Consider the following 21,280-nt stretch of genomic DNA (forward strand, 5'->3'; position numbering starts at 1 on the left):
TTTCACCTCGCGTAAATACTGGCAGGACAAGTATACACCCGCCCTGCCCGCCAATAAAGAGGGAAACCTAGCATGAAGCGCGTTTGACAATCGTAATCTTGCCGTTTGTCCCGTCTACCGTGACGATATCTCCGTCGTTGAGCCTGTCAGTCGCGGCACGTGTGCCGAGAACGGCCGGGAGCCCGTATTCTCTCGCGATGATCGCTGCATGTGACAGGATGCCGCCCGTGTCCGTAATGACGGCCTTTGCATCCTGGAACAGACTGGTCCACAGTGGTGTCGTCATTTTGCAGACAAGCACGTCTCCTGTTGAAAAACGGGAAAATTCACTTGCGTCACGAATGACTTTCACCGGGCCGCTTGCAATTCCGCTTGACGCTGCAAGTCCGTAAATTTGATGTTCAGTGTTTTTTTCATCTTCTGTGATGGAGCCGGTAATCTGTTCAGCCGTTTTCAGCTGTTCCGAAGTCGGAGTCCCGAGATAAGCGGGGGCTTCAAGCAATTGATATTGCTGGAAGAGCTGTTTTCGTTCAGCGGCTTTTTCCTGCATCGGAACCGGCGACGCCAGCGCTTTCTCGACTTCATCGCTGTATAAGTACCACATATCCTCCCGATCATCGATTACGCCTTGTTTTTGAAGCAGCTCGCCGATTTTCAGAAGGCAAAGGCGCGCTTTGGCGTCCAGCATCGCATCAATATAAAAATGGTGATCATCTTTGATGACGGATGAAGACAATGTCCACTGATAATAGCGGTCAAACGTCTCCCGGAAGCCGTCATCTTCAATTCTATCCATAAAGTCGGCGTAGAGCTGTTTTCGTTTTTCTATCGTTTTATGAAACTCACTGTCAAAATCGTATCCGTTCCGGACATAGTTCTGAATGTTGGCCAAAGCGAAATAAGGGTTTTCCGCCCAAGTTTGTTCAATGAGATCATGACTTTTCACGGATCTCCAGCCGTATTCCTGTAAAAATTTACCGACTTGTTCGAGAAAGCGTTTTCCCTCATTTGATTGCAGAAGCGTCTGATGCAGCTCATCGGCATGAGAAACCGTAAAGACGCGCCGCAGCTCAGGGCCGTCTTTTACTTGTCCGGAAAGCAGCCAGAGCTGTCTGTCGGTCTCCAATGACTTATTCATGACGCCGGCCAGCATTTCATACAGAAGGGAGGTGTTTTCTTTCTCAACCTGTCCGTACATAGATTCCAGTATCATGTTTAACGCAACCTGCGGAAAGACAATATTGAAATGTTCTGCGTATCCTTTTAAATAGAAGTCTTGCAGGTTTCGGAACGCATCAAGGGCAGTCTCCGGCGTATGGTCTGTATGCGCCAGTACGTCCAGCTTTTGATAAAAAGGCAGAAAGGTTTCCTGAATAATATCATACATGCGGTCAGCCAAGACGGGGAAAAGCGCTTCTAACTGTTCTGCGGGCAGCTTGTCGTCCGTCTTATGCTGTCTGGAAAAAACACGGCCCTGATGAAGTTTGACACGCTCAATCTCGATGCCCATCACAGGGAAGGCCTTCGTGCTCTCTTTGAGGCCGTATTCCAAAGCCGGCACAATGAGTGAAGCGAATAACGGGCTGACGGGACCTTCTATATTGGCCTCCATATTTAGCCAAAAATCTTTCTGATCCCGGGGCGTCATGATAAATTCCCGTTCTTCGTCTGCCGCTTTCTGATCCTGCACGATCGTTGTAATCGGCCTGGCCTGAAGCAGATACAGCTTATTTTCGGCAAATCCGAATTCGAGATCCACGGGATAACCGTACAGTTCTTCCGTCTTTATCGTCAGCATGGCAAGCTCTTTGACGCTCTCGTCATCAAGGCAGAAGCGGTTTCTCATGTCAGCGGACGTCTCTTTTTCCGTCACGCCTTCGTCTTTAGAGACGATATACATTTCTTTTAAGCCGATTTCTTTTTCAATCTGAAATGTGTCTTTATTGACGATAAATGTGTCGGGCGTCACGCTGCCGGAGACGATTGCTTCTCCGAGACCGTAGCTCGCGCTGATCATCAGTTCTCCGTCATCATGTGTGACGGGGTTGCGGCTGAAAATGACTCCTGAAACCTCGGAATTGATGAGACCTTGCACGACAACGCCCATTAACGGTTCTGCGGTGTCATTGTTCATTTTCTCTTTATAACCGCTGACCCGCGCCGAGAAGAAGGAAGCCCAGCATTCTTTCACTTTTCCGAGAAACTCTTCTTCTGTTTTGATATTTAAATAGGTTTCGTACTGGCCCGCGAAAGAAGCGCCTTCAAGATCTTCGGACGCGGAGGAGGAACGTACGGCGACAGAGGCGTATGATTCTCTCAATTCATAAAACGACGCGGTCAGTTCCTCCCGAAGCTCTTTTGAAAACGTGCCGTTCATAATGGCGCGCTCCAGCTGTTCCTGATCTGCTTGAAGCCCGTTGTCTTCCATAAAACGTGTCAGGGCATTCGTCTGAATGATAAAACCGCCGGGAACGGGCAGCCCGTTTTTCGTCAGTTTAATCAGGTTCATTCCTTTTGCTCCTGCAGAGCGGCTCGATTCTTCCGCTTTTTGAAATCGCACTGAATACATGCGGTATGACCCCCTTTTTTCTTCAACCAAGAAAATGATAGTAAACACTATCATTACATTGTAAAGAGGGAGGAAGAAACTGTCAAAGATACAAAGACCTAAACCTTCTCATCCTTTCGGCTGAAGAAAGGTAATTTGATTCATCTGGTTAATGGTTCAATGGATTTATATTCACATTTTCTTTGACAGATGATTGAAGACTGCCGAAAAAGGGTATTGTGATAGCAGGGGAACGATTGTCCGATTCTTCATTTTTTACTATAATCAGATGAGATGAAGAATTCCCGAGGAGGGTTTTTGTGATTACAAAAGCCGTTTTTGCATTATGTTTCCCTTTTATGCTGGTCGTCCTTTTTACGCGCGTCACGTTTAACCACTATGTGGCGATCGCTCTCACAGCCGCACTGCTTTTCGCATCCTATTTAAAGGGTTACACCGAAACGTATTTTATCGTTGGATTGGATGTCGTATCGCTGGTGGCCGGAGGGCTGTACATGGCCAAAAAAGAAGCAGACAAAAAGAAAGACAATGCCTGACATGGTGAATATGAAATAGAATGCCTGCTTTTACGCCATAAAAGCAGGTTTTTTATACAAAAATTGACTTGGTAAAAATAAACCATCGAACTTTAGTTCGTATTTTTAGTGATTTTACCCGTCATTGTGTTACTATATCAATAGGAAGATTTCGTAAAGAAACGGAGGCTTTTTTGTGAAAGATCGTTTTGAGTTAGTCTCGAAATATCAGCCCCAGGGAGATCAGCCGCAAGCGATTGAGAAGCTTGTCAAAGGCATACAGGAAGGCAGAAAACACCAGACTCTCCTGGGTGCGACAGGGACGGGCAAAACCTTTACCGTGTCCAATCTGATTAAAGAAGTGAATAAACCGACACTGGTCATTGCCCATAACAAAACCCTTGCCGGGCAGCTGTACAGCGAGTTTAAGGAGTTTTTCCCGAACAACGCTGTCGAATATTTTGTCAGCTATTACGATTACTATCAGCCGGAGGCGTACGTGCCTCAAACGGATACTTTTATAGAGAAAGACGCAAGCATTAATGATGAAATTGATAAACTGAGACACTCCGCGACATCCTCTCTGTTTGAACGGAGAGATGTCATTATTATCGCGAGTGTGTCATGCATATACGGCCTCGGTTCGCCTGAAGAATACCGGGAAATGGTCGTGTCGCTCAGACCGGAAATGGAGATTGAGCGGAACGAGCTTCTGAGAAAGCTTGTGGATATCCAGTATGCCCGCAATGATATCGACTTTCAGCGCGGGACGTTCCGCGTGCGCGGAGACGTTGTGGAAATCTTCCCGGCTTCCCGTGACGAACATTGTATCAGAGTGGAATTTTTCGGAGACGAAATTGAGCGGATCAGAGAGGTCGACGCTTTGACCGGAGAAATTCTCGGCGACCGTGACCATGTCGCGATTTTCCCGGCTTCCCACTTCGTCACCAGGGCGGAAAAGATGGAAAAAGCGATTCTGAATATTGAACAGGAGCTTGAGGAGCGCTTGAAAGTGATGCGCGAAAACGGCAAGCTCCTTGAAGCGCAGCGGCTTGAGCAGCGGACGAGGTATGATCTTGAAATGATGCGGGAAATGGGTTTTTGCTCAGGGATCGAGAACTATTCAAGACATTTGACGCTCCGTCCTCCGGGCTCTACGCCGTATACGCTGCTTGATTATTTTCCGGACGATTTTATGATTGTCGTTGATGAATCACATGTGACGATTCCGCAGGTGCGCGGCATGTTCAACGGTGACCAGGCGAGAAAACAGGTGCTTGTCGATCACGGGTTCCGCCTGCCGTCAGCGCTTGACAACCGTCCGCTCCGATTCGAGGAATTTGAGAAACACATGCACAACATCGTGTACGTGTCGGCGACTCCGGGACCGTATGAAATTGAGCATACGCCGGAAATGATCGAGCAGATCATCAGACCGACGGGACTCCTCGATCCCCTCATTGACGTCCGGCCGATCGAAGGACAGATTGATGATCTGATCGGCGAGATTCAGGCGAGGATTGAACGGAATGAACGCGTTCTCGTGACGACTTTAACGAAAAAAATGTCAGAGGATCTGACCGATTACCTCAAGGAAATCGGCATCAAGGTCAATTATCTGCATTCCGAGATTAAGACGCTTGAACGGATTGAAATCATCCGTGACCTCCGCCTCGGAAAACATGATGTGTTAATCGGCATCAACCTGCTGAGGGAAGGGCTTGATATTCCGGAAGTGTCACTTGTCGCCATTCTCGATGCGGATAAAGAAGGCTTCCTCCGTTCTGAACGTTCGCTGATTCAGACGATCGGACGGGCGGCACGAAACGCGGAAGGCCGCGTCATCATGTATGCCGATAAAATCACGAATTCGATGGAGATCGCAATTAATGAAACGAAGCGCCGACGGGAACAGCAGGAGCGCTTTAACGAAATTCACGGCATTACGCCGCAAACGATCAATAAGGAAATCCGCGATGTGATCCGCGCGACGCAGGCCGCTGAAGATAAAGAAGAATATAAAACAAAAGCCGCGCCTAAACTGGCGAAGATGACGAAGAAAGAACGCCAGAAAGTCGTTGAGCAAATGGAGCACGAAATGAAAGAAGCGGCCAGAGCGCTTGATTTCGAGCGGGCGGCAGAGCTTCGTGATTTACTGTTAGAGCTTAAAGCGGAAGGATGATGAACACATGGCAATTGACCGGATCGAGGTGAAAGGCGCAAGGGCGCACAATTTAAAAAACATTGATGTAACGATTCCCCGGGATCAGCTCGTCGTCGTGACGGGGCTGTCCGGATCGGGAAAATCATCCCTTGCCTTTGACACCATTTACGCGGAAGGACAGAGGCGGTATGTTGAATCGCTTTCTGCCTATGCGCGCCAATTTTTAGGGCAGATGGATAAGCCGGACGTTGATGCGATCGAAGGGCTTTCTCCGGCGATCAGCATTGATCAGAAAACGACGAGCCGCAATCCGCGGTCAACCGTCGGAACGGTAACGGAGATTTATGATTATCTCCGGCTGCTGTACGCGAGAGTCGGGAAGCCGCACTGCCCGGAGCACGGCATTGAAATTACGTCGCAAACGATCGAACAGATGGTTGACCGGATTCTTGAATATCCGGAGCGGACGAAGCTTCAAGTGCTTGCGCCGATCATCTCAGGCAGAAAAGGCGCCCATGTCAAAGTGCTTGACCAAATCAGAAAGCAAGGTTACGTAAGGGTGCGGATTGACGGAGAAATGGCCGAGCTTTCCGACGATATTGAACTTGAAAAAAACAAAAAGCATTCCATTGAAGTAGTCATTGACCGGATTGTCGTCAAGGAAGGGGTTGCCGCCCGGCTTTCCGACTCACTGGAAACCGCGCTCCGCTTAGGGGAAGGCCGTGTCATGATAGATGTCATCGGTCAGGAAGAGCTGATGTTCAGCGAGCATCACGCCTGTCCGCTGTGCGGTTTTTCTATCGGGGAGCTTGAACCCCGGCTGTTTTCGTTTAACAGCCCGTTCGGCGCCTGCCCGACTTGCGACGGTCTCGGCTTGAAGCTGGAAGTGGACCCTGAGCTCGTCATTCCCAATCCTGAACTGTCATTAAAGGAACACGCCATCGCCCCGTGGACGCCGATCAGTTCACAATATTATCCGCAGCTTCTTCAGGCGGTCTGCCGCCATTACGGCATTGATATGGAGACTCCGGTCAAAGACCTGCCGAAGCATCAGCTTGATAAAGTGCTGTACGGCAGCGGCAATGAACGGATCTACTTTAAATACGAGAATGATTTCGGACAAGTGCGCGAAAATGAAATTGAATTTGAAGGTGTGCTGCGCAATATTGAGAGACGGTATAAAGAGACAAGCTCCGATTATATCCGTGAACAGATGGAGCAGTACATGTCACAGAAGCCGTGCCCGACGTGCAAAGGCTACCGGCTGAAGAAAGAAGCGCTTGCCGTTTTGGTCAATGGGCGCCACATCGGCACCATTACCGAGCTTTCCGTCGGCGATGCACTGGAATTTTTCAAAAACCTGACGCTGTCTGAGAAAGATATGCAGATTGCCGATTTAATCTTAAGAGAGATTGTGGAGCGGCTCAGCTTCTTAGATAAAGTCGGTCTTGATTACCTGACGCTGAGCAGGGCGGCGGGAACGCTGTCAGGCGGAGAAGCCCAGCGTATCAGGCTTGCGACGCAGATCGGCTCCCGTTTGTCAGGCGTCCTGTACATTCTTGATGAGCCGTCCATCGGCCTTCACCAGCGTGACAATGACCGTCTGATCAGCGCGCTGAAAAACATGAGGGATCTCGGCAACACACTGATTGTCGTGGAGCATGATGAAGATACGATGATGGCTGCCGATTATTTGATAGATATCGGTCCGGGCGCCGGCATTCACGGCGGCCGCGTCATATCGGCGGGGACGCCTGAAGAAGTGATGAATGATGCGGATTCTCTGACCGGACGTTATTTGTCAGGGGCTCAATTCATCCCGATGCCTCCGGAGAGAAGAAAGCCTGACGGCCGGTTCATTGAAATCAAAGGCGCTTCAGAAAACAACCTGAAAAAAGCGAACGCCAAATTCCCGCTCGGCACTTTTACGGCGGTGACAGGTGTGTCCGGTTCCGGAAAAAGCACGCTTGTGAATGAAATTCTGCATAAGGCGCTTGCGCAAAAGCTTCATAAAGCCAAAGCGAAACCGGGAAGCCATAAAGAAATCAAAGGCCTTGACCATCTTGATAAGGTGATCGACATCGACCAGGCGCCGATCGGCCGGACACCGAGATCAAATCCGGCAACTTATACGGGTGTGTTTGATGATATCCGCGATGTATTCGCGCAGACAAATGAAGCAAAGGTGCGCGGCTACAAAAAAGGCCGGTTCAGTTTTAATGTAAAAGGCGGGCGCTGTGAGGCCTGCCGCGGCGACGGCATTATCAAAATTGAGATGCACTTCCTTCCTGACGTGTACGTTCCGTGTGAAGTGTGCCACGGCAAACGTTACAACCGGGAGACGCTGGAGGTCACATACAAAGGAAAAAGCATTTCCGACGTTCTGGATATGACGGTGGAAGATGCTCTGTCTTTCTTTGAAAATATCCCGAAAATCAAACGCAAGCTTCAAACGCTTGCCGATGTCGGACTCGGGTATGTGACGCTCGGCCAGCCGGCGACGACGCTGTCAGGGGGAGAAGCGCAGCGCGTCAAGCTCGCTTCCGAGCTGCATAAGCGTTCCACCGGCCGGACGCTGTATATTCTGGACGAACCGACGACAGGCCTCCACGTTGATGATATCGCAAGGCTTTTGGTTGTGCTTCAAAGACTCGTCGATAACGGTGATACCGTTTTGGTCATTGAACACAATCTCGATATCATTAAAACGGCGGACTACATCGTCGATCTGGGACCTGAAGGCGGAGCGGGCGGCGGCATGATCGTAGCCTCCGGGACGCCCGAAGAAGTTGTCGAAGTGAAAGAATCATATACGGGCCGCTATCTGAAACCGGTAATGGAACGCGATAAAAAACGGATGAAAACATTGCTGGCCGAAAAAGAAACGGCAGCCACGTAATAGATCAATAAAAACAGCCCAAAACTCATCGGTTTTGGGCTGTTGTTGTTACAGGCTTTTTTTCTGTTGGGGAAGCTGTCTGCTTAAATGCATTAAGTCCTGCAGAATATGGGTGCTGCTGCTGTCCAGCAGCACTTTTATATATTGGATATCATGGGAAATGGGAAGAGGGGCTGCTTTGATCTGTTCCAATTCAGCCAGCATTTCGCTGTTCATTCTTTTCTGTTCGCGAATTAAATTTCGAAGACTCTCTTCCGTTACTTGGGCGTTTTCGGGATCTTTCTCCATTTGTATGTCCTCCTTGCATACGGTCAGGCTTTGTTACATATTGTAATCGGTTCGGGGAAAAGATTCTATAGTGAAATCTCTGAAACCAAAAATTACGTATAACGAAGCATGTCCTTAGCATGAAAATGAAACCCGCTCATTCGTCATACGTATGTATAAGGAAGGGTTTTTTATATCACGGCACAGGGAGTGTTTTTATTGAACCGAAATCAAGCGATTATCGCATCAATCTGTTATTTCAGCGTGTTTCTCGCGCCGCTCATTCTTCCGATTGTGGCTTACTTTGTCGTCGATGAAAAAGAGACGAAGCGGCATGCCATGCGTGCTCTGATTTCCCATATCATTCCGTTTGCGGGCTTGCTGATTGTGACCGCGGGTGTTGTCGGCGGATTGATTACGGCCCAGGGGGAGAGTATGGTGCCCGTTTTTGTTATGATAACAGGAGCAGCTGTTTATTTTCTGATCCTCATCGGAATGGTCATTTGGAATATCGTGCAGGGAATTAAGGTGTTACGCCAGGTGTAAGAAAAGTCGGGGGAGGAGTTTTGTATGAAACAGGAGAAAGAACGGATTTTAAAGCTTGTGGAAGACGGGATGCTGACGGCGCAGGAAGCACTGACGCTCATTGAAAAACTGGATCATGAATATAAAGAAAAAGAAGAGCAGATCACCGCATTATCTGCGGAGGTTCAGGAACCTGCGGAAGATTTCGAAAGCGGGGCAAAAGAAAGCCAAAAGCCGTCGCTCGGGGCGAAGCTGTTCGACTGGATTGATTCTGCCGTCAAAAAAGTGAAGGAAGCGGATCTTGATCTGAATTTCGGCCACGCACACGAAGTGCAGCATATTTTTCAATTTAAAGACAGTGAATTCTCGGCCATTGATATGCAGATCGCAAACGGCAGCGTCAATATCGTGCCGTGGGCGGATGAAGATATCAGGGCGGAGTGCCAGGCGAAAGTGTACCGGGCGGACAGTCAGGAGGCGGCGCGCACCGCATTTCTACAGCACATTGAGTGTGAAGTGAAGGGCAATAAGTTTTTTGTCCGCACGGAAAAGAAAACGATGAAAACCAATGTTACGCTTTATGTTCCCCAGAAAGAGTACGATAAGATAAGAGTGAAGCTGTTTAACGGACCGATCAGAGGGGAACATCTACATGTAAAAGAATTCTCGGCGAAAACGACAAACGGCGTTCTGTCATTCTCTCATTTGACGGCTGAGAAAGCGTCGGCGGAAACGGCTAACGGACAAATCAAGCTGGCCGGACATCAATGCGGCGCGATTGAAGCGGAAACGATCAACGGCTTGATTGATTTGCGCGGATCGAGTGAATCCATTGACGTTCAAAGCTTTAACGGCAATATCATGCTTACCGTAACAGCGCCGCACTGCCGCTCCATCTACACGAAAACGACGACCGGAAACGTGGAGATCGCTCTGCCTGATGATTCGGCGGTGAAAGCCGAGCTCAAAAGCAATCTCGGCTCTCTCAGCCATGAGCTGATTGATGCGGAAATTTTAAAGGAAAAGAATGATACCATTCAAAAAGAACTGATGCTGGCATCAAATCAAGGCCATGATCAGCATCTCTCGATTTTCTCAGAATCGTTAACAGGAGCCATTAAGCTCAAGCATACTCAGAGGTGATTGGATGAAAAGACTTTACCGTTCAGAAAAAAACCGTAAAATCGCCGGCGTCGTCGGCGGTTTGGCGGAGTACATCAATATGGATGCGTCGCTTTTGCGCATTATAACCGTTGTATTAGCGCTTGTCACGAGCGGAATCGTGCCGATTGTATATATTATCTGGTGTTTTGTTGTACCATTAGAAGGAGATTTGAAATAAATGATCAAATGGGCAGTCAGCATTTTAGTAAATGCTTTATTATTAATCGTTATCGCGGGATATTTTGATTCCGTCCATATCAGCAGTATCGGAGCGGCTGTCATCGCCAGTGTGATTCTTTCTGTGTTAAATGTGCTGATCAAACCGATCATCGTCATATTGACATTGCCCGTCACGGTTGTGACCCTCGGCCTCTTTCTGTTTGTCATCAACGCCATTACGTTAATGATGACCGCAGCCTTGATGGGAGACAGCTTTCAGATTGACGGGTTCGGCACCGCCATTTGGGCATCCGTCGTGCTGTCCGTTTTCCACTTGCTGATCCAAAAAGGCATATTGGAGCCGCTTAGAAAAGGATAAAAAACAAGCTGTCCCGAGAGGGCAGCTTTTTTATGTGCGGTTTACATAAGCGGCAGCCTCCTGACGCAACATAATGCATAGGGAGGTAATGAGATGAAACTTGTGATGACGCTCTTTTTTCTGATTGGTTTGCTTTGTGTGAGTCCTTCTGCGGATGCGGCGCGCAAAGAATCGGCAATCCCCGTGAATCAGCAGGAATTCGGACAGCCGCCTCATTACATACCGCTTCTGGAGAATCCTCCCCAAATCGAAGTAAAGGCGGAAATGAAAAGAAACCTGTTCATACAGGCTCATGTACGGAATGCTGACTATCAAGCGTTTTCGGCGTTTCTTTTTTATAAACAAAGCAATGAGCTGGGGTTTAAGATGGTGCCGATGGAGCCCGCGCCAGGCGCAATCCGGCTGTTTACGGCCCAGGTTTCAAAACGGGATATCTGGAATGGAGAATTGGAATATTACCTCGTTTTCACTAACGGCAGACAGCGGGCGGAATCGGAGAAAAAGCGGCTGAAGCTGGACGGCTATCAAGCCGATTTGAATCATATTCCCGAGCTGATGATTACGGAGCTTGCGGTTGATACGAAAAATGAAGACGGCGCTGATGCCTATGAATTTATCGAGGTGTATAACACGACGGACAGGCCCATTCATTTTAAAGACTATCATATCCGCTACCGCTATCCGAAGGAAGGGCCGGAATCAGATATGATATGGAGGCCGAAAGAAGATACCGTCATTCCGTCAGGCGGGACTTACGTGTTTTGGCTGAGACGCGCCGCATCAGAACTGACGATAGATGATTTCAACCGCTATTACGGGACACATCTGAAGGAAGGAGAACATCTCGCCGTCATCGAAGGGACGGACGGAATGTCCAACGGCCGCCCGCGTACGGTCGTGCTGTCGGCAAATACCGGCAAGGATATCGCCTCAGCGCAATACCGGAAACACGCTTTCCGCCGGCTGACTTCTTTGCTGTACAAATATCCGCTGAACGGAACGGGAGAATTGCTGAAGATCTCCACGAGCGAGCATAAGCCGTCACCGGGCTCCGTTTTTCAGGCGCAGATTCCGCAGCAGAAAAGGGTGATAAAACCCGACAAGGAAAAACCGGTCATCGAAGACCTTACAGACAGAAAGCCCGTCCGGCCCGCTGAAAGCATTGAATTAAAGGCTGACATAAAAGACAAAAACCTTGTCAAAACAGCCGCGTTTTATTACCGGACCAATGAGAAAAAACCATTCAAACGAATTCTGGCCGAAAAAGACCGCAACGACAGCTTATACCATCACATTCTTTATTCCCCGGAACTGCTCGGCCAGGATCAGCTTGAGTATTATATCGCAGCCAGTGATGGAGAAAATGAAGCAAAAACGCCCGTCAAGATGATTGACATTGAACAGACGAGCAAATCACACGGACTCAGAATGAATGTTGAACCAGAAGATACGATATCCGGCACCTATCTGCTCAAAGCGACTTCCGACGTCAGCGCCGATAAGATCAAGCTGTGGATTGACGGCAAGCGGCAGGAGACCCGTCCGGCGCTGGAAAAAGAGGTCTATTTCGCCTTCGATGCCCGGAAAACGAATCTTTATTTTCAAAACACCGTCATGATGGAAAACGAGGTGCTGCACATTTTTGACGATCCGTCTCACCGCTACAGAACGCACTCGGTTCTGCTTCCGGAACGTCTGCTGCAAAAAGGCGGCAAAACACAGAAAGTATCCATCCGTTCGGGCTCAAAGGTTTCTCCGTATGACACGGGAGAGAATCGGGATGATTTTGTCGTGAAACATGCCCGTCTGGTGCTTTCGGACGGAACGGTGATCAAAGACGGGAAGACGGACCCGGCTGAACAGCTGTTTATCGGTGACGGCAGGCGGGCGAATCTGCAGAAGACCTTCTCATTCAGCCTGCCGGATCATTTGTTTACGTCACGGCTGCTGCCGTGGAACACGGCGAAGCTTTCGGAAGGCTATCACCATATTTTTGTCAGTGACGGTGAGGAGCAGCTGAGCCAATCTGTGCGGGTGGACAATTCGGGGCCGAAGATTGTCCCGGGTATTAAAGAAGGCGCGGCGCTGAAAGGTAATGTTGAGCTGAATGCGGACATCCGTGACAAATGGAGCAAAGTGGAAGAGGTGAAAGCGTTTTTGGATGGAGAAAGCATTACGCTCCCGCATCACACGTCATCAGCCGATCTCAAGCCCGGAAAGCACACCCTTACCATCATTGCGGCAGACCTTGCCGGAAATGAAACAACGTCCGTCCGCACCTTCCATATCAAACGGGAGGAGCCGAACCAGCCGGAGCTTGCCGGTCAAAAAATCGGCGCCCGCAAAGCAAAGCTGTCCGTCCGGGTAAAAGACCCGACGAAGGATGACATGAATGTATCATTTTATCGCGGCTTCCGTTATACCGCGCGGAATCCGGGCAGCGTGAAAGTGTATAAACACGCCTCATTAACGGAACCGCCGAGGGGCATAAAAGAAAATGAAATGCCGTTTACCCTGCCGGAAATGAACCGTATCTCGGCAAATGACGGAAAAACCGTTTCGGCGGAAAGTGTGGAGCGTTTTCCTTATCACCGATTCGAAGTCTCCGTTGACCCGTCTATCGACGAAACGGATCTGGCCGAGGCGGTCTGGAAAGGAAGCTCTCTGCCCGGCCGAAAGGTAACCATGTATATTTGGAATTACCGGACAAGCCGCTGGCAGGAGGCGGACAGCGTCCTTGCCAAAGATAAAAAGCCGTTTACATTAAAAGCCGCCGTTTCCGCAGCGGATGTGGTGAAGAACTCAAAAATGAATGTCATCGTGCAGGATCAAATACCGGCGAAAGGCAATTACACGTTTGTCTGGATGTCGGATACACAGTATTACGCACAAGGGCACCCGCACATTTTTGACAAAATGACGGAGTGGATCAAAGAAAATAAGGAAAAGCACAATATTAAATATGTCTTTCATACCGGTGATATTGTCGATGATTCAATGGAGATGAAACAGTGGAAAAACGCCGATCACTCCATGCGGACGCTTGACAAGGCAGGGATTCCGTACGGAGTGCTTGCCGGCAATCACGACGTCGGCCATAAAGACGGCACATACCGAACCTTCGGGGATTTCTTCGGGAGCCGCCGTTTTGAACAGAACATGCATTACGGCGGATCATACAAAAATAACCGCGGGCATTATGATCTGCTGTCGGCAAGCGGGAACGATTTTATTATGATTTATATGGGCTGGGGCATTGCGGAACAAGAGATTGACTGGATCAATCAAGTGCTGAAGAGGTATCCGGACCGAACCGCCATATTATGTTTTCATGAGTATTTGCTTGTGAGCGGAAACCGAAGCCCGATCGGGGAGACGATCTATCGAAAAGTCGTCAAGCCGAATCGCAATGTGGCGATGGTATTAAGCGGCCATTACCATAACGCCATGAAAAAAACCGATGCGCTTGACGATGACGGGGATGGAAAACCGGACCGCCTCGTCCACCAAATTCTGACCGACTACCAGGACGGTCCGGAAGGGGGGCAGGGCTTTATGCGCATTATGCAATTTGATCAGGCCGCCAATCAGGTTCACATGTTCTCCTACTCGCCGTACACGGATGACATCAATTACTATGACACCGATCTGTTCGCTGATAAAGACGAATTCTCAGCAGAAATGGATTTACAGCCGAAGAGGAAAAGGGTAGCGACCGATTATTTTGAATGCAACGTCTATACGAACGAACTGCTCGGTCATAAAAAACACGTAAAAAGCGGAAAAACCGCAAATTGGGTCTGGGACGGCCTGCAGTCTGATTCCGTTTATTACTGGTATACCGTCGTGAAGGACCCGTACAACGGCAAAACAATATCACCGTTGTGGATGTTCAAAACGGGAAATACGCCGTATCACCCGGCTCCGGATCAGTTTGATTTCAGGCATGCCTCAAACCCATAACGAAAACATACAGCCTGCTGATCGGTCAGAAGAAAATCTGACGGTCAGCAGGTTTTTTTCTGTTCGTAAATGGCGGCGCCCTGCTGTGATAAGTGTTTTTGACTTTTTTATGCCCCTTTTCTATACTAAAATCGATTGGTTTTCGTAATATGCAGGAGGAAACATAATGAACAGTAAAACCGGGACAAAAGAAAGAATTATTCAAACCTCTGCATATCTTTTTCAGATTCAGGGATACCATGCGACTGGTTTGAATCAAATTATAAAAGAGAGCGGAGCACCCAGAGGGTCAGTGTATCATCACTTTCCAAACGGAAAAGAAGAACTCGCCATTGCGGCGATCAAACATACGGGAAGATGCGTTGAAAAGCAGATACAGAATAGTATGGATCAATTCGCGGACCCTGTAGAAGCGATTCAGCACTTTATTCATGTAACGGCTGAACAGTTTAATGACCCTCAGAATATTGAGGGCGTGCCGGTTGGATTGCTGGCAGGTGAGACCGCTCTGATCAATGAAACGTTAAGATGCACATGTGTTGAGGTGTTCAAGAAGTGGACGGATGTGTTTGCGGCAAAATTTCTTGAGCATGGGTTTGAACAAGAGGAAGCGGAGAAGCTTGGGATGACAATCAACTCGATGATTGAAGGCGCAATCATGTTTTCATTGGCTCATAAAAACAAAGAACCGCTGCTGCTGATTTCAAAGCAGGTTCCGTATATTGTCCAAAACAGAGGGTAGCATTTTATTACTCTTTTCTTTATAAAAATAGATACCGGAACCCCAGCCTCTTCGTTTTGACAGAGTCATAGAGAACATTCACCGGCTTGATTTGAAAATGGCAGACAAAAAAACATCTCCAACCCGTAACGGTTGGAGATGTTTCATTTCACCCTGTCCATATAATGCACGAATGTGTAGCGGTCGCCTCTGTAGGCGGATTTGACGTGCTCAAAAGCAGTGCCGTCCTGCAGATAAGTGGTCCGCTTGATATAGAGGACGGGGGCGCCGGGCTGAATACCGAGCAGCTCAGCTTCTTCCTCGGAAGCGGCTCCCGGTTCAAGCTCTTGTTTTGCCCGTGAGATCGGCATCTGATTGTACGCTTCAATATGCTCATACATGGATGATTGAAAATGGGAGGCGTCCAGTTTTCCCGCCTTGTCAAACGGGATGTACGATGCCTCAATCGCCATCGGGATATCATTTGCCAGCCGGACGCGGATGATTTTATGAAGCGTTGCCGGATAGCCGCATCCCAGGATAGAAGATAATTCTTCCGTCGCCTGAATCAGCTGGTATTCGGCAAGTCTGCTCCCCGGCTTCATGCCCCGGCTTCTCATATCTTCGGTGAAGCTTGTCAGCCCTTGAAGCGGCTGTTCCATCTTCAGTTTGCTGACGAACGTTCCCCGGCCTTTCTGTCTGTATAAAAATCCTTCATTCACCAAATTGGAAAGCGCCTGGCGCACCGTCATTCGGCTGATGCCGAATTGTTCGGCGTATTCCCGCTCCGACGGAAGCAGCGCATCCGCTTTCAGCTCGCCGTTTTTGATTTGTGTTTTTAATTGTTCCATAATCTGAAAGTAAATCGGAATCGGAGATTGTTTATCAATCTGCATAGGTCAAATCCTTTCAATCGCCGCCCGCAGCCTTTTCATCAATCAAGACCGTCACATCCGGATGCGCGTGCAGGGCGGAGGCGGGGAATGCTTCGCTGACGCGCCCGTCCAGAAGCTGCTTCACCGCTTGGGCCTTGCTTTTTCCGGATGCCATGATCAAAATCCGTTTGCCGGACAAAATCGTCCCGATCCCCATTGTCAGGGCTTTTTCAGGGACTTGATCAATTGACGGAAAGTACCGCGCATTCGCCTGTCTTGTCTCTTCATTCAGCTCAACGACATGGGTTCGGGATTCAAATGGCGTCCCGGGTTCATTAAAGCCGATATGGCCGTTGTGTCCGATGCCTAAAAGCTGTATATCCGCTCCGCCGAGTGTTTGAATCAATCGGTCATATCGTCCGCATTCGGCATCAAGATCGTCTGCCCGTCCGTCAGGGAGAAAGTGGCGGTCCTTTCGGCTGTCGATGTGTGCAAAAAAATGTGTATTCATATAATAATGATAGCTGTTTTTGTCCTCGGGAGAAAGCCCGGCGTATTCATCAAGGTTGATCGTCGTGACATTCCGGAATGACAAGCCTTCTGAGCGGTGCATCCGCACAAGTTCTTTGTATACGCCTTCAGGAGTGCCCCCTGTCGCAAGGCCGAGAACGGCATCCGGCTTTTGTTTCACTGTTTCAGCAATAATCGCTGCGGCTTTTTCACTTAATTCTTCATAATGTCTGCATGTGATAACATTCATGTCCAATCAGCCTCCCTTGAGATATATGCGGTGTTTCCGCGGCAAATCGTGGCCAGCACGCCGCATTTTCCGTCCGTCAGAACAACGTCGGCGTCTTTTCCTTCGGCGATGCTTCCTTTACGGTCGAATATGCCGAGGCGGCGGGCCGCATTTGCCGATGTCATATTTGCTATATCCAGCCATGAGCAGTTTGTAAACCTGCGCATGAGCGCCGCGCCTTCATTCATTTTTAAAATGGAACCGGCCAGCGTTCCGTCAGAGAGAAGCGCCGTGTCCCCGCGAACGGTGACTTTTTGCCCGCCGAATTCGTATTCTCCGTCCTTAAGCCCTTTTGCCCGCATGGAGTCTGTAATCATGATCAGGTTTTGGCTTCCTTTCGCCAAATAGGCAAGCTTTACAGCCAGAGGATGAGAATGAATGCCGTCAGTGATCAGCTCCGCCGTGATGCGGCCGCAGGCGAGAGCCGTGCCGATGCCCCCCGGCTCACGGTGATGAAAGGAGCTCATGGCGTTAAAGAGGTGCGTCATATGCACCGCCCCGGCATCCGCCGCTTTTTGTAAAAGCTCGGCTCCTGCGTCTGTGTGTCCCATTGACGGGATGATGTTTTGGTCTTTTAAATAACGGATCAGGCTGAAATTAGGATCTTCTTCCGGCGCAAGCGTCACGATTTTGATCAGCCCCCCCGAGAGCCGCTCCCATTTCTGAAAGAGCCCGGCATCGGCCGGCGTAATCCATTGTTTCGGCTGTGCTCCCGCCTTTTTCGGAGAGACAAACGGTCCTTCTAAATGAATGCCGATCAACTCAGCGCCTTTTTGGGTCTCCGGTGAGGAATACGCCCATTTTTTGGCGTTGATGAGCGCTTTTTCAATGTTTTCGTGCTGCTGTGTGATCGTTGTCGCTAAAAAAGCGGTTGTTCCTTCTTCGGGCAGCCGGGCGGACATTGTATCAAGAGCCGCAACATCGGCATCCATCGTATCCGCGCCGTATCCGCCGTGAATATGGATATCAATCATTCCGGGAAGCGCATACGAGCCCGCGGGCGCCTTCCATTCCTTCTCATACGTTTCTTGCGGTCTTGTTTTCCCCGCGTAAGAAATGATGCCGTTCTTTATACCGAGAAATCCGTTTCGGATGATTTCTTTTTCTGTTACGATGTCCGCACCGCTGATTAACAAGCTTTCAGCCACTTTAAAACACGCCTTTCTGGTTAGTTGTTAGTTTTATTTTACTCCTTTTCAGACTAGTTATCTAGACCAGTTATGCCGGAATTGTATAAATCTGTTTTGGTTCAGACGGTAAAGTGATAAAATATAACTGTTCAAAGCTCGGAACATCCCAGAACAGGAGGAACATATCTTGGCAAAGGTTCGGACCAAAGACGTAATGGAGCAGTTCCATTTAGAATTGATCAGCGGAGAAGAAGGGATTAACCGCCCGATTACGATGAGTGATTTATCACGGCCCGGTATTGAAATCGCCGGTTATTTTACATATTACCCGAGAGAACGGGTGCAGCTTTTAGGAAAAACGGAGCTGTCATTTTTCGATCAGCTTCCCGAGGAAGATAAGAAACAGCGGATGAAATCGCTGTGCACCGATGTGACGCCGGCTATCATACTTTCCAGAGATATGCCGATCCCGCCGGAGCTTGTAGAAGCTTCCGAGCAAAACGGTGTGCCTGTGCTCAGATCCCCTCTGAAAACAACCAGGCTGTCAAGCAGGCTGACGAATTTTCTTGAGAGCCGTCTCGCGCCGACAACGGCCATTCACGGCGTGCTTGTGGATATATACGGCGTCGGCGTGCTCATTACGGGAAAAAGCGGCGTCGGTAAAAGTGAAACGGCGCTGGAGCTTGTCAAACGAGGCCATCGTCTTGTCGCGGATGACTGCGTTGAAATCCGGCAGGAGGATCAGGATACCCTTGTCGGGAACGCGCCTGATCTGATTGAGCATCTGCTCGAAATCAGGGGGCTCGGCATTATAAATGTCATGACGCTGTTCGGGGCGGGCGCCGTCAGAAGCAATAAAAGAATTACAATCGTCATGGACCTTGAGCTTTGGGAGCAAGGAAAGCAATACGACCGTCTCGGACTTGAAGAAGAAAAAATGAAAATCATTGATACGGAAATTACAAAACTGACCATTCCCGTCCGCCCGGGGCGGAATCTCGCCGTTATTATCGAAGTTGCGGCGATGAACTTCAGATTGAAGCGGATGGGCTTAAATGCTGCCGAACAATTCACGAATAAGCTGGCGGATGTCATTGAGGACGGCGAACAAGACGAATAGGAGTTGGCAATAATATGAATGAAGCTGGAACACCGATCAATCCGATTGCCTTGCAGCTCGGGCCTTTATCCGTGCACTGGTACGGCATCATTATCGGCGCGGGCGCGTTATTAGGGCTTTGGATGGCCATGAGGGAGAGTGAAAAGCGGGGGCTGAAAAAGGACATTTTTATTGATCTTGTTCTTTTCGCCATCCCGATCGCAATCATTTGCGCAAGGGCATATTATGTGCTTTTCGAGTGGAGCTATTACTCGGAACACCCCGGGGAAATCATTAAAATTTGGAAAGGCGGCATTGCGATTCACGGCGGATTAATCGGCGCGATCGCAACGGGAATTGTCTTTTCAAAAGTAAGAGGCATCTCATTCTGGAAGCTGGCGGATATTGCCGCGCCGAGTATTCTGCTCGGCCAGGCCATCGGGCGCTGGGGGAACTTTATCAACCAGGAGGCTCACGGTGAAGCGGTCAGCCGGTCATTTTTGGAAAGTCTGCATCTTCCGGATTTCATCATTAATCAGATGTACATAGACGGACAATATTATCACCCGACGTTTTTGTATGAATCGCTGTGGAGTTTTGCGGGCGTCGTGATTCTGCTTCTGCTCCGCCGCGTGAACCTGCGCAGGGGCAATCTGTTTTTGACGTATGTGATCTGGTATTCAATCGGCAGATACTTTATTGAGGGAATGCGGACGGACAGCCTGATGCTTACGAGCCAGCTTCGGATCGCGCAGGTCATTTCCATTGTGCTGATTGTACTTGCGATTATTTTAATGATTTTCAGACGCATGAAGGGGTATGCCGATAAGCGGTATGCTGACACGGACTGACGTCTGAAATCGGAAAGGACATAAGATGACTGATAAACGTGTAACCGCCATTTTATTCGATCTGGACGGCACGCTGATTGACACGAATGAACTGATTATCGCTTCTTACCTTCATACGCTTGATCATTATTACCCGGGGCAGTTTAAAAGGGAAGATGTGCTCCCTTTTATCGGCCCGCCTCTGTACGAAACGTTTTCAGGCATTAATGCCGAAAAGTGCGATGACATGATCAGCATGTACAGAGCATTCAACCATGAAAAGCACGATGAGCTCGTCACGGAGTACGAAACGGTTTATGAAACGCTTGATGAATTGAAAAAAGCGGGCTATCAGCTCGGTATTGTCACCACAAAGCTGAGGGATACAGTCAATATGGGATTGAAGCTGACAGGCATCGGGGCGTTTTTCGATACTGTCGTCACGCTTGATGATGTAAAGCACCCGAAGCCTGACCCCGAGCCTGTGCGGCTTGCGCTCAGCCGGCTTGGGTGCGATCCGTCGGAAGCCATAATGGTCGGTGACAATTATCACGATGTCATGGCGGGAAAAAACGCCGGCACGAAAACAGCCGGCGTCGCGTGGACGATTAAAGGCGCACAGGCGCTTTCCGCCTATGAACCCGATTATATGCTCGAGAAAATGAGTGATTTATTGCACATCACCGGAGTGAAGTAACCCGTGAGAAAAACAGACCGCCATCCGGTTTCAGGTGCAAATTCATTGTGGCATGTTTATCAGACGGTTCCCTTTCTGAAGGTGATGAAAAATTTCATCATCATTCAGATCGCAAGGTATACGCCGTTTTTAAGCGTGAAAAACTGGCTGTACCGAACCTTTTTGAAAATGAATGTCGGAAAACAGACGTCATTCGCGCTGATGGTGATGCCGGATATCATGTTTCCCGAAAAAATCAGTGTCGGAAAAAACAGCATTATCGGCTATAATACGACGATTTTGGCTCATGAATATTTAATACATGAGTACCGGACCGGTTTTGTCACAATCGGTGACGAGGTGATGATCGGAGCAAACACAACCATTCTGCCCGGCGTCACCGTCGGGAGCGGAGCCGTTGTATCAGCCGGCACGCTGGTGCACAAAGATGTCCCCGCCGGGGCGTTTGTCGGAGGAAATCCGATGCAGGTGATCTATACGGACGAAGAAATGAAAAAACGAATGGAAAACCCCGCAGATTAACGT

At 49.1% G+C, this 21,280-nt stretch carries 18 protein-coding genes; 13 read left to right on the forward strand and 5 right to left on the reverse strand.

What is annotated here, in order from left to right:
- Nucleotides 1-67: 67 nt before the first annotated feature.
- Entirely contained in the window at nt 68-2,569 is a 2,502-nt protein-coding gene (locus G9F48_RS07855) for a PEP/pyruvate-binding domain-containing protein (RefSeq protein ID WP_165409314.1), read from the reverse strand.
- A 299-nt stretch (nt 2,570-2,868) separates the two neighbouring features.
- Between G9F48_RS07855 and G9F48_RS07860 the strand changes: the two genes are divergently transcribed.
- The 3 genes from G9F48_RS07860 (at nt 2,869) to uvrA (ending at nt 8,147) form a co-directional block, all read left to right on the forward strand.
- Nucleotides 2,869-3,105, forward strand: coding sequence for a CsbA family protein (locus G9F48_RS07860; protein WP_003151438.1), 237 nt, complete (start codon nt 2,869-2,871; stop codon nt 3,103-3,105).
- Between the two features lie 175 nt (nt 3,106-3,280).
- A complete protein-coding gene (gene uvrB / locus G9F48_RS07865; protein ID WP_015387640.1) occupies nt 3,281-5,266 on the forward strand; it encodes an excinuclease ABC subunit UvrB in 1,986 nt (661 codons plus the stop codon).
- A gap of 7 nt (nt 5,267-5,273) precedes the next feature.
- Nucleotides 5,274-8,147, forward strand: coding sequence for an excinuclease ABC subunit UvrA (gene uvrA / locus G9F48_RS07870; protein ID WP_165409315.1), 2,874 nt, complete (start codon nt 5,274-5,276; stop codon nt 8,145-8,147).
- A 48-nt stretch (nt 8,148-8,195) separates the two neighbouring features.
- Here the strand turns inward: uvrA and G9F48_RS07875 are convergent, their stop codons facing one another.
- Nucleotides 8,196-8,435 carry a hypothetical protein gene (locus G9F48_RS07875; RefSeq protein WP_003151443.1) on the reverse strand — a complete coding sequence of 80 codons (240 nt, stop codon included), beginning with the start codon at nt 8,433-8,435 and terminating at the stop codon, nt 8,196-8,198.
- A 198-nt stretch (nt 8,436-8,633) separates the two neighbouring features.
- Here G9F48_RS07875 and G9F48_RS07880 point away from each other — a divergent pair, with 198 nt between their 5' ends.
- From G9F48_RS07880 to G9F48_RS07905, 6 genes are all read left to right on the forward strand, one after another.
- A complete protein-coding gene (locus G9F48_RS07880) occupies nt 8,634-8,960 on the forward strand; it encodes a hypothetical protein (RefSeq protein WP_003151444.1) in 327 nt (108 codons plus the stop codon).
- Between the two features lie 24 nt (nt 8,961-8,984).
- Nucleotides 8,985-10,082, forward strand: coding sequence for a DUF4097 family beta strand repeat-containing protein (locus tag G9F48_RS07885; RefSeq protein WP_070082446.1), 1,098 nt, complete (start codon nt 8,985-8,987; stop codon nt 10,080-10,082).
- Between the two features lie 4 nt (nt 10,083-10,086).
- A complete protein-coding gene (locus G9F48_RS07890) occupies nt 10,087-10,281 on the forward strand; it encodes a PspC domain-containing protein (protein WP_003151448.1) in 195 nt (64 codons plus the stop codon).
- Nucleotides 10,282-10,641, forward strand: a complete 360-nt coding sequence (locus G9F48_RS07895) for a phage holin family protein (protein ID WP_014418984.1) — start codon at nt 10,282-10,284, stop codon at nt 10,639-10,641.
- Between the two features lie 93 nt (nt 10,642-10,734).
- Nucleotides 10,735-14,604 (forward strand): metallophosphoesterase, encoded by a 3,870-nt coding sequence (locus G9F48_RS07900; RefSeq protein WP_165409316.1) that lies wholly within the window; start codon nt 10,735-10,737, stop codon nt 14,602-14,604.
- Nucleotides 14,605-14,770: 166 nt separating this feature from the next.
- Nucleotides 14,771-15,346 carry a TetR/AcrR family transcriptional regulator gene (locus tag G9F48_RS07905; RefSeq protein ID WP_165409317.1) on the forward strand — a complete coding sequence of 192 codons (576 nt, stop codon included), beginning with the start codon at nt 14,771-14,773 and terminating at the stop codon, nt 15,344-15,346.
- Between the two features lie 143 nt (nt 15,347-15,489).
- On the opposite strand, the gene G9F48_RS07910 is transcribed toward G9F48_RS07905, so the two are convergent.
- The 3 genes from G9F48_RS07910 to nagA are packed head-to-tail and all read right to left on the reverse strand — an operon-like array spanning nt 15,490 to nt 18,147.
- Nucleotides 15,490-16,221: a GntR family transcriptional regulator gene (locus tag G9F48_RS07910; protein ID WP_012118554.1), complete on the reverse strand. Its 732-nt coding sequence runs from the start codon at nt 16,219-16,221 to the stop codon at nt 15,490-15,492.
- 13 nt (nt 16,222-16,234) lie between these two features.
- Nucleotides 16,235-16,960, reverse strand: a complete 726-nt coding sequence (gene nagB / locus G9F48_RS07915) for a glucosamine-6-phosphate deaminase (RefSeq protein ID WP_003151453.1) — start codon at nt 16,958-16,960, stop codon at nt 16,235-16,237.
- Nucleotides 16,957-18,147 carry an N-acetylglucosamine-6-phosphate deacetylase gene (gene nagA / locus G9F48_RS07920; RefSeq protein WP_165409318.1) on the reverse strand — a complete coding sequence of 397 codons (1,191 nt, stop codon included), beginning with the start codon at nt 18,145-18,147 and terminating at the stop codon, nt 16,957-16,959. Before nagA ends, nagB begins: the two co-directional genes overlap by 4 nt.
- Nucleotides 18,148-18,316: 169 nt before the next feature.
- On the opposite strand from nagA, the gene hprK reads away from it, so the two are divergent.
- From hprK to G9F48_RS07940, 4 genes are read left to right on the forward strand one after another with little or no spacing between them, the layout of a single operon-like run.
- Nucleotides 18,317-19,249 carry an HPr(Ser) kinase/phosphatase gene (gene hprK / locus G9F48_RS07925; protein WP_003151456.1) on the forward strand — a complete coding sequence of 311 codons (933 nt, stop codon included), beginning with the start codon at nt 18,317-18,319 and terminating at the stop codon, nt 19,247-19,249.
- Between the two features lie 14 nt (nt 19,250-19,263).
- Nucleotides 19,264-20,079 carry a prolipoprotein diacylglyceryl transferase gene (gene lgt / locus G9F48_RS07930; protein WP_094247459.1) on the forward strand — a complete coding sequence of 272 codons (816 nt, stop codon included), beginning with the start codon at nt 19,264-19,266 and terminating at the stop codon, nt 20,077-20,079.
- Nucleotides 20,080-20,104: 25 nt separating this feature from the next.
- Nucleotides 20,105-20,755, forward strand: coding sequence for a pyrophosphatase PpaX (gene ppaX / locus G9F48_RS07935; RefSeq protein ID WP_156735844.1), 651 nt, complete (start codon nt 20,105-20,107; stop codon nt 20,753-20,755).
- 3 nt (nt 20,756-20,758) lie between these two features.
- Entirely contained in the window at nt 20,759-21,277 is a 519-nt protein-coding gene (locus G9F48_RS07940) for an acyltransferase (RefSeq protein WP_165409319.1), read from the forward strand.
- Nucleotides 21,278-21,280 lie beyond the last annotated feature (3 nt).

It is taken from the genome of Bacillus sp. EKM420B (assembly GCF_011065565.1).
In the GTDB taxonomy this organism is placed as follows: Bacteria; Bacillota; Bacilli; order Bacillales; family Bacillaceae; genus Bacillus; species Bacillus velezensis.

What these genes read in the sequence shown, in the direction of transcription:
- ppaX (WP_156735844.1), top strand. Translation starts at nt 20,105, where the DNA reads ATGACTGATAAACGTGTAACCGCCATTTTATTCGATCTGGACGGCACG.
- G9F48_RS07890 (WP_003151448.1), top strand. Translation starts at nt 10,087, where the DNA reads ATGAAAAGACTTTACCGTTCAGAAAAAAACCGTAAAATCGCCGGCGTC.
- G9F48_RS07905 (WP_165409317.1), top strand. Translation starts at nt 14,771, where the DNA reads ATGAACAGTAAAACCGGGACAAAAGAAAGAATTATTCAAACCTCTGCA.
- G9F48_RS07885 (WP_070082446.1), top strand. Translation starts at nt 8,985, where the DNA reads ATGAAACAGGAGAAAGAACGGATTTTAAAGCTTGTGGAAGACGGGATG.
- G9F48_RS07910 (WP_012118554.1), bottom strand. Translation starts at nt 16,221, where the DNA reads ATGCAGATTGATAAACAATCTCCGATTCCGATTTACTTTCAGATTATG.
- nagB (WP_003151453.1), bottom strand. Translation starts at nt 16,960, where the DNA reads ATGAATGTTATCACATGCAGACATTATGAAGAATTAAGTGAAAAAGCC.
- G9F48_RS07875 (WP_003151443.1), bottom strand. Translation starts at nt 8,435, where the DNA reads ATGGAGAAAGATCCCGAAAACGCCCAAGTAACGGAAGAGAGTCTTCGA.
- uvrA (WP_165409315.1), top strand. Translation starts at nt 5,274, where the DNA reads ATGGCAATTGACCGGATCGAGGTGAAAGGCGCAAGGGCGCACAATTTA.
- G9F48_RS07895 (WP_014418984.1), top strand. Translation starts at nt 10,282, where the DNA reads ATGATCAAATGGGCAGTCAGCATTTTAGTAAATGCTTTATTATTAATC.
- lgt (WP_094247459.1), top strand. Translation starts at nt 19,264, where the DNA reads ATGAATGAAGCTGGAACACCGATCAATCCGATTGCCTTGCAGCTCGGG.
- G9F48_RS07900 (WP_165409316.1), top strand. Translation starts at nt 10,735, where the DNA reads ATGAAACTTGTGATGACGCTCTTTTTTCTGATTGGTTTGCTTTGTGTG.
- G9F48_RS07855 (WP_165409314.1), bottom strand. Translation starts at nt 2,569, where the DNA reads ATGTATTCAGTGCGATTTCAAAAAGCGGAAGAATCGAGCCGCTCTGCA.